This is a genomic window from Chryseobacterium balustinum (genome assembly GCF_900168205.1).
Taxonomy (GTDB): Bacteria; Bacteroidota; Bacteroidia; order Flavobacteriales; family Weeksellaceae; genus Chryseobacterium; species Chryseobacterium balustinum.
This window is the reverse complement of sequence record NZ_FUZE01000050.1, coordinates 1-6487: the sequence shown is the minus strand read 5'-3', so window position 1 is coordinate 6487 and position 6487 is coordinate 1. Positions and strand designations below refer to the sequence as shown.

Here is a 6487-nt window from a genome sequence, read left to right as displayed (position 1 = left end):
AACAAAAGCGGAATCCATCCGAAAAAGAAGACAAATATATAATCAACAAAAATTAGTAAGTTTATAAACCGAAAATCCTCCTTAAGGATTTAAACTAAAATGTCTAAGTTGGTTTGAAGACGTACACAATACTACACCTACGATGACGGGGGAGAGAGAACCATAAAGTATAATTTATCTGCCGGCTCGCAACTATATCAAAATGGAGTCTTGATCAATCCAGGTTCATTAAGTCTTAATGACTATAAAATATATTCGAGTCCGCAAATAGTAGTTTCATCTGACGGAAGATATACCAAACACTATTTTGAAGGATCAACAAGGTTTGCAAGCAGAATTGTTGATGGAACTGATATCTTTTTGAATAGTTCTGTAAGAGGAACTGCTACAAAAACAGAAGATAAATCGGAAGATGCTGAAGTAGACTTTAAATCCTATCTAAAAAAAGCGGGATTAGAGGATGAAATTTCATTGGAATTAGAAAATTTAGCCTCAAAAAAAGGTCAATCTCGATTATATTATCTTCATGGCGATCATCTCGGTACAGCATATTATGTTACTGATGAATATGGTGAATCAACACAATTTTTCCTAAATTTACCATTTGGTGAAACTATGGCAGAACAGATGACAGGTGTTTATGATAACCCTTATAAGTTTAATGCTAAAGAACTTGATCAGGAAACAGGATTTTATTATTACGGAGCGAGATATTATAATCCTAAATGGAGTATTTGGCATGGTGTAGACCCGCTGGCGGAAAAGATGCCAAGCTGGTCCCCGTATAATTATACTTTTGATAATCCAATAACATTGATTGATCCAGATGGGCGTGCCCCTTCTCCACCTTATAGATGGGCTAATCTAAATGTTCAAATTACATGGTCTAACAAAATGATTGACTATGATAATGGTGATGGTACAATTAATTTTAGAGGTCAAAGTGGTTATATGATGGCTAATGATAGGAAAAATTGTTTATATGTTATAAATCCTCAATATGCTTTACTTAATGACTTAATTCAAGATGAAAACGGTAATTATGGTCCACAAACATGGCAGGCTATAAAATCTCTTGACGCCTCATCTCAACAAAGCTATAAATCTAATTGTTATGGATGGGTTCTTACTGGTGGATTATATTTTATTAATGCAACTACTAGAGAAATTGCTGATTTCCTTACAGCAGATGGATATGCCTATATGGGAACCCCATCAAAAGGAACAAATTATAAAAAGGGTGATCTGCTATTATGGGATGGACATATTATTGAAGCAACAGGTCAAAGCAAAAAGGGTTTATTATGGCAGTCTAAACAAGGGACTAATGAAGTTTTTGAAGGAACTCTTCCAGAAGTATTATATGAAAATACTTCTTGGGCAGCCGAGCAAGGATCTACTTCGAACGCTATACTTTTTCGTCCTAAATCTAATTCCAAGGATTTAATAATGAATAAAAATAGAAACCCCGTAGGAACAATAAAAAAAGTAACAAATGAAGATCATCAAAAAATTCGCAAACCTGATTAGGCTTTTATCAATTTGTAGTATTTTACTCGGTATTATTGGTTGTAAAAAAGAAGAAACAACCAATAATATTGAGAAAAAAGAAAACTTGGGATTAAGGGGGGCTGTTACTAGTAGGCAATCTGAAATACTACAATCCAACAAATGGAAATTAAGAAAATATAAAGTATACGATCAAATCAACGGGACTGTCGTTTATGAAAAAAATGTGGAAAATAAGATTATTTCTTTTAATGAGAAAAACATCTTTATTAATAATAAAGTTTCAGGAAAAGTTGATTATAAAAATAACAGATTTATAATCAATAAAATAGATACTCTTACAAATGAATTTTATTTATTACATTTAAGAAATGATCAGTTAATTTTAAGGAATGATGTTTATTTTATTAAAGAACGGAAGAATATTAAGCGCTTAAAAATTGAACTCAATTTGAGTACTGATACATTAAAAAATAATAAGGATTTTTATAAAATAGAATATTAGGTAAATAATTCGTCTCACAACTGAGGCGGATTTTTTTAAACTATTTTAATGTCTTTTATATTTTTAATCTATCAGAAAAACTAAACAAATTATAATTATTAATTTGAGAAGCTTAACCCCACTATTCCCGCACGATTGTATCGTGTGGGAGTTTTATAAATAGGCTCTATGGTAGTAAAATCATATCCCAATCTTAGGCAACACAGTTTTTCTATTATCTATTATAATCCCAAATGGAGCTTTTGGTATGGTGTGGATCCACTGGCAGAAAAGTTCCCAAGTTGGTCGCCGTATGCTTATGCGTTTGATAATCCTGTGAGATTTATTGATCCGACGGGGATGGAACCTGTAGACCCTACAGATATTATTACTACGATTACTAGTTCTAGAAGTTTCAAAAATGGTAAGTATATGGGATTGGTTAGAGAAATGAATATTAAGGTAACATTAACTGTTGTTAATTTGGCAGGTGCAGATTTGTCTAAAACTATGTTTAATAAATCAAAAGGAAATTTACGATTAAAAAACTTTGAGGGAATTGCCGAAAAATCTTGGTTTAATAACACGACGGTTGCATCAGATAAAATAAATAATTTTGAAGTAGAATATAAGGTTATTAATAGTATGGAAGGGATTAGTAAAGATGATCATGTTCTATTAGTTGTTAATGATTTAAAAGATGGTTCTGCTCGTACAGATAAAATTGAAGCAGACGGGGTTGGACAAAACCCTGGAAGAATTAGCGCTGTTGAAGCTCACACTATTGGAGAGGGAGATTTTAATGAAGTTGCTGAGCATGAGCTAGGACATAACTTAGGACTAAGTCATTCAAACAAGGGCTTATTAAATGGTTCAGGTAAGAGAGGAGATCGTTCTACAACTTACAAAGAAAGGGGAGAAATAACAGGAAGTGCTGTAGGTATTCAGTCGAAAAAAGGGACCTATAGAGGAGGATATACAACCCATTCTAAAACAGAAGCTAAGAATTTTAAAAATAAAAATGTAAGATAGTATGCTTAATAAAGTTCTTTATCTATTCGTGTTATTAATATTGGCTTCCTGTCATGACAAAAAAAATAATGAAAAAATCGGGGTTGTCAGATATGATTACCCCTCAAATTGGAAAAAAATATCAAATAATTCTATTGATTCTAAGGTCATTATTTACAAAACATCAAACTATGATTCTATTTTTGCAGAATATGGAAAATATAACAATAGGTTTAATGAAAATAAAATAATTGTAGGTAATGATAGTCTATTTCAATTTATAAAATCTCATAATCCAAATTCAGAAATCATTTTAGCCTTTGATGAAGAACTAGATAATAATCAGGGAATTTTTCTAGATAATTATTACTATTATGATAAAATAGATAATCATGTTGTGAAAGTGATGTTACCTAAAAAAAGTAAAAAAGGACAAATGGGCATTTACATTAAGAATATTGACAAAGAAGGAAATTCTTTTTCTATATACTCCAATAGACCATTGAAAGAAAAAGATAGTTTAGACTTTTTGAAAATCTTTAAAACAATTAAGATAAACAAAGCCACTCACTGAGTGGCTTTGTTATTTTATAGAGCTACATTTTGTTGCCCCTCAGCTATCGCACGAATCCTTTCGTGCGGTAGTTTAATCATTTGGGAACGGCAACATTTGTTACGAATTCTCAGGCAGAGGCAACACAATTTTTCTTAAATTTACCTTTTGGGGAAACAATGTATGAACAGACAGATGGATCGTATGATAATCCATTTAAGTTCAATGCGAAAGAATTAGATGACGATACTGGTTTGTACTACTATGGTGCAAGATATTATAATCCTAGATTGAGTGTTTGGTATGGTGTTGACCCACTAGCAGAGAAGATGCCGAGCTGGTCGCCGTATAATTATACCTTTGATAATCCAGTGCGATATACAGACCCTGATGGAAGAAGCCCTTTAGATATTATTTATTTAAATAAGGATGGTAGTATAAACAGAGTTGTAAATAATAATTCAAAATATATTACAATTGTAGATACGGATGGCAAAGGTAGGCTATTAAGTACATATAATATATCAGGCAGTCTATTTTCATGGAACAATAGAAATAGACAGATTGTAGCAAATGTTGCGGCATATTATGGTAAACAGCAAGGCATAAGCAAGATTGGCGCATCATATGAAGAATTTGGATTAGCACACTATGATCCTGCAGATAAAGGTATTTGGATTGCTCCTATGGCGAACGGAAATGTTAGCCCTAAATTTGATAATAAATATAATTTACAGAATGCCTTAGTTCATGAAAATTTTCATAAGATAGATGATGCAAATAACGTTTCCTCTACATTTATTAGTCATAGTAATGTATATGTAAAACAAATGACAGATGAATCTTTCTCAAAAACATCTTATGATTTTCAGGCGGGTTCAGTTGGATCACTTGTAAACCATATTTATTCTGCGATAATGGAAAGAGAAGAAGGCACGAAAGATCTAGTCAATGAATTTAATAATGGAAATAAATCAGGATGGAAAATTGGAAGTGGCTTCAGATCAGGTTATGGATGGCCTGTAACATACAAAGGTGTTACAACCTATATTTTACCTAAAAAATTGAGTCGACCAGAAGATTAAAATATGAAAAAAATAGTACTTTTATTTGTTATTCTCTTTTATTATTCATGCAATAATAAGATTGAAAATATTTTATCTACAGAAGAAAAGTGGATAATGAAGGCCGAAGAAAATGACCAAATAATTTTTATAGGGCAATCTTTTAAATTTAAGGACAATGGTACATATCAATATTATCATTCTTTTAATAAAAAAGATGCGGAAGAAATGCTAAATGTTCATGGCCAAATAGAAAGAAGATGGTATTTAAAGAAAGATGATTCAATATATTTAGGAGATAGAAGTGATAAAAATCTAAGTTATAAAATAATAAAATATAACTCTGATACTCTTTGGCTTAAAAATTCAATAAATTCCTTTCTACTCATAAAATATAATAAATGATATTTTAGAGTTGTGGATTGTTACCTTTCTGGGATAAAAGGTCTATGGCGTGATGGGGCAGAAAAGAATTGTTTCCGAATACATGGTGGATGATGACAACCTGCCAGACCTGGATAGCAATGTTACTTATTTCCCTAAAACCTATTTTGGGGATTCACGGGAAGGATACGATGTTCAGTACTTTACCAAAAATGAATTGATCAGCGATGTTCTAAAACACTATGACCGGTTCCTTAAGATAGTTGCTGAGGAGTCAAACGAAATGTTTATAAGCAGTGATAATAATACGCAGACAGAATAATAATATAATAAGCTTTCAAAAATTATATTCCTAAAAATAGATATAGGATACAATTAATTTAGGATTTATTATTTTAATTGATCTATCCGGAAATTATTTGGGGATACACCCCTGACAGATTTAAAATACTTTCCAAAATGAGAATTATCATTGAAACCCAATTCATACGAAATCTCAATGATTGAAAGTGAGGTGTGCAGCAATAGTCTTTCTGCTTCCAGGATTATTCTGTTTTTGATGACTTGCCCTGCTGTTATATCAAGGATTTCTTTTACCAATGTATTAAGGTAGCTGGGATTTATATTTAATTTCTCTGCATATTTTGAAGTAGTTTTCAATTCCTTGTAATGCAGGTTTACAAGATCATTGAAATCATCTACCAATTTCTTCTTATGATCTACCGAACGGTTGATAAGGTCTTTTTTGGATGAATTTCTAATATATTTCAGCACAAAAACTTTTAGGAGCAGGCATAGGATTTCTTTTCTGGATTGTCGGTGAGATTGATATTCACTCCTAAGTCCCTTTAATGTCTGCTTAATATCTGATAAGTTTTCAGATTTTAATGAAATAAAAGGGGAAACGTTATGAAGTGCAGTGTCGCTTTTGATCATTTTATTACCTGTATAGACATGGTTGTAAAATGATTTGGTAAATAAAATGACCTCACCTTCAATAGATTCATGGTCTTTGAAGTAGTAGACCTGATTATAGTTAATGAAAAAAAAAGTATGTGATTTCAACTCAAATTCCCGGTCATCAATGATGATGGAGCCATTTGCATTGTCGAAAAGCAATACCGCATAAAATTTATTTTTATAATGCAACCCTGGCTGTAATTTACCATTAAAAGCAGAGAAAGGCATCATTAGAAATTCATTCCTCGTTGCTGAGCGTAGGTCGAGCTTGCCTAATGTCAAAGAAAGTATGTTTGGAATCAGATTCTTCTATTTATAATCAAATATATGGATATTAATTCAATTGCGATTTTTGGCAAAAGTAAATGAAAGTTAATTTATATTTTCTAAAATTTTAAACTCTGAAGGATGGATTTCATGATCAATCTGTAAATTCCAGTGATATTGACCACCCAATTTCAATTCAAAGTGACCAGGTAATTTCGGTTTAAATTGACCACCCTTAATTTTGATAAAAACTCT

At 31.6% G+C, this 6487-nt stretch carries 8 protein-coding genes; 7 read left to right on the top strand and 1 reads right to left on the bottom strand.

What is annotated here, in order from left to right:
* Positions 1-210: 210 nt before the first annotated feature.
* The 7 genes from B5X64_RS22175 to B5X64_RS22145 all read left to right on the top strand — a co-directional run bounded on the left by B5X64_RS22175 (position 211) and on the right by B5X64_RS22145 (position 5327).
* Positions 211-1530: an RHS repeat domain-containing protein gene (locus B5X64_RS22175; protein WP_228419081.1), complete on the top strand. Its 1320-nt coding sequence runs from the start codon at positions 211-213 to the stop codon at positions 1528-1530.
* Positions 1496-2014 (top strand): hypothetical protein, encoded by a 519-nt coding sequence (locus tag B5X64_RS22170; protein ID WP_076560549.1) that lies wholly within the window; start codon positions 1496-1498, stop codon positions 2012-2014. The genes B5X64_RS22175 and B5X64_RS22170 overlap by 35 nt, the downstream gene beginning before the upstream one ends.
* A gap of 168 nt (positions 2015-2182) precedes the next feature.
* On the top strand, positions 2183-3025 hold the full coding sequence (locus B5X64_RS22935; protein ID WP_079467294.1) for a hypothetical protein: 843 nt from the start codon (positions 2183-2185) through the stop codon (positions 3023-3025).
* Position 3026: 1 nt separating this feature from the next.
* Positions 3027-3578 (top strand): hypothetical protein, encoded by a 552-nt coding sequence (locus B5X64_RS22160; protein ID WP_079467293.1) that lies wholly within the window; start codon positions 3027-3029, stop codon positions 3576-3578.
* 80 nt (positions 3579-3658) lie between these two features.
* Entirely contained in the window at positions 3659-4642 is a 984-nt protein-coding gene (locus B5X64_RS22155; protein WP_079467292.1) for an RHS repeat-associated core domain-containing protein, read from the top strand.
* A gap of 3 nt (positions 4643-4645) precedes the next feature.
* The gene (locus B5X64_RS22150; protein WP_079467291.1) at positions 4646-5026 is read left to right on the top strand and encodes a hypothetical protein; all 381 of its coding nucleotides are present in this window, start codon (positions 4646-4648) and stop codon (positions 5024-5026) included.
* Between the two features lie 52 nt (positions 5027-5078).
* Positions 5079-5327, top strand: a complete 249-nt coding sequence (locus B5X64_RS22145) for a hypothetical protein (protein WP_079467290.1) — start codon at positions 5079-5081, stop codon at positions 5325-5327.
* A gap of 68 nt (positions 5328-5395) precedes the next feature.
* Here B5X64_RS22145 and B5X64_RS22140 read toward each other — a convergent pair whose 3' ends face one another.
* The gene (locus B5X64_RS22140; RefSeq protein WP_123920740.1) at positions 5396-6247 is read right to left on the bottom strand and encodes a helix-turn-helix domain-containing protein; all 852 of its coding nucleotides are present in this window, start codon (positions 6245-6247) and stop codon (positions 5396-5398) included.
* Positions 6248-6487: the final 240 nt, after the last annotated feature.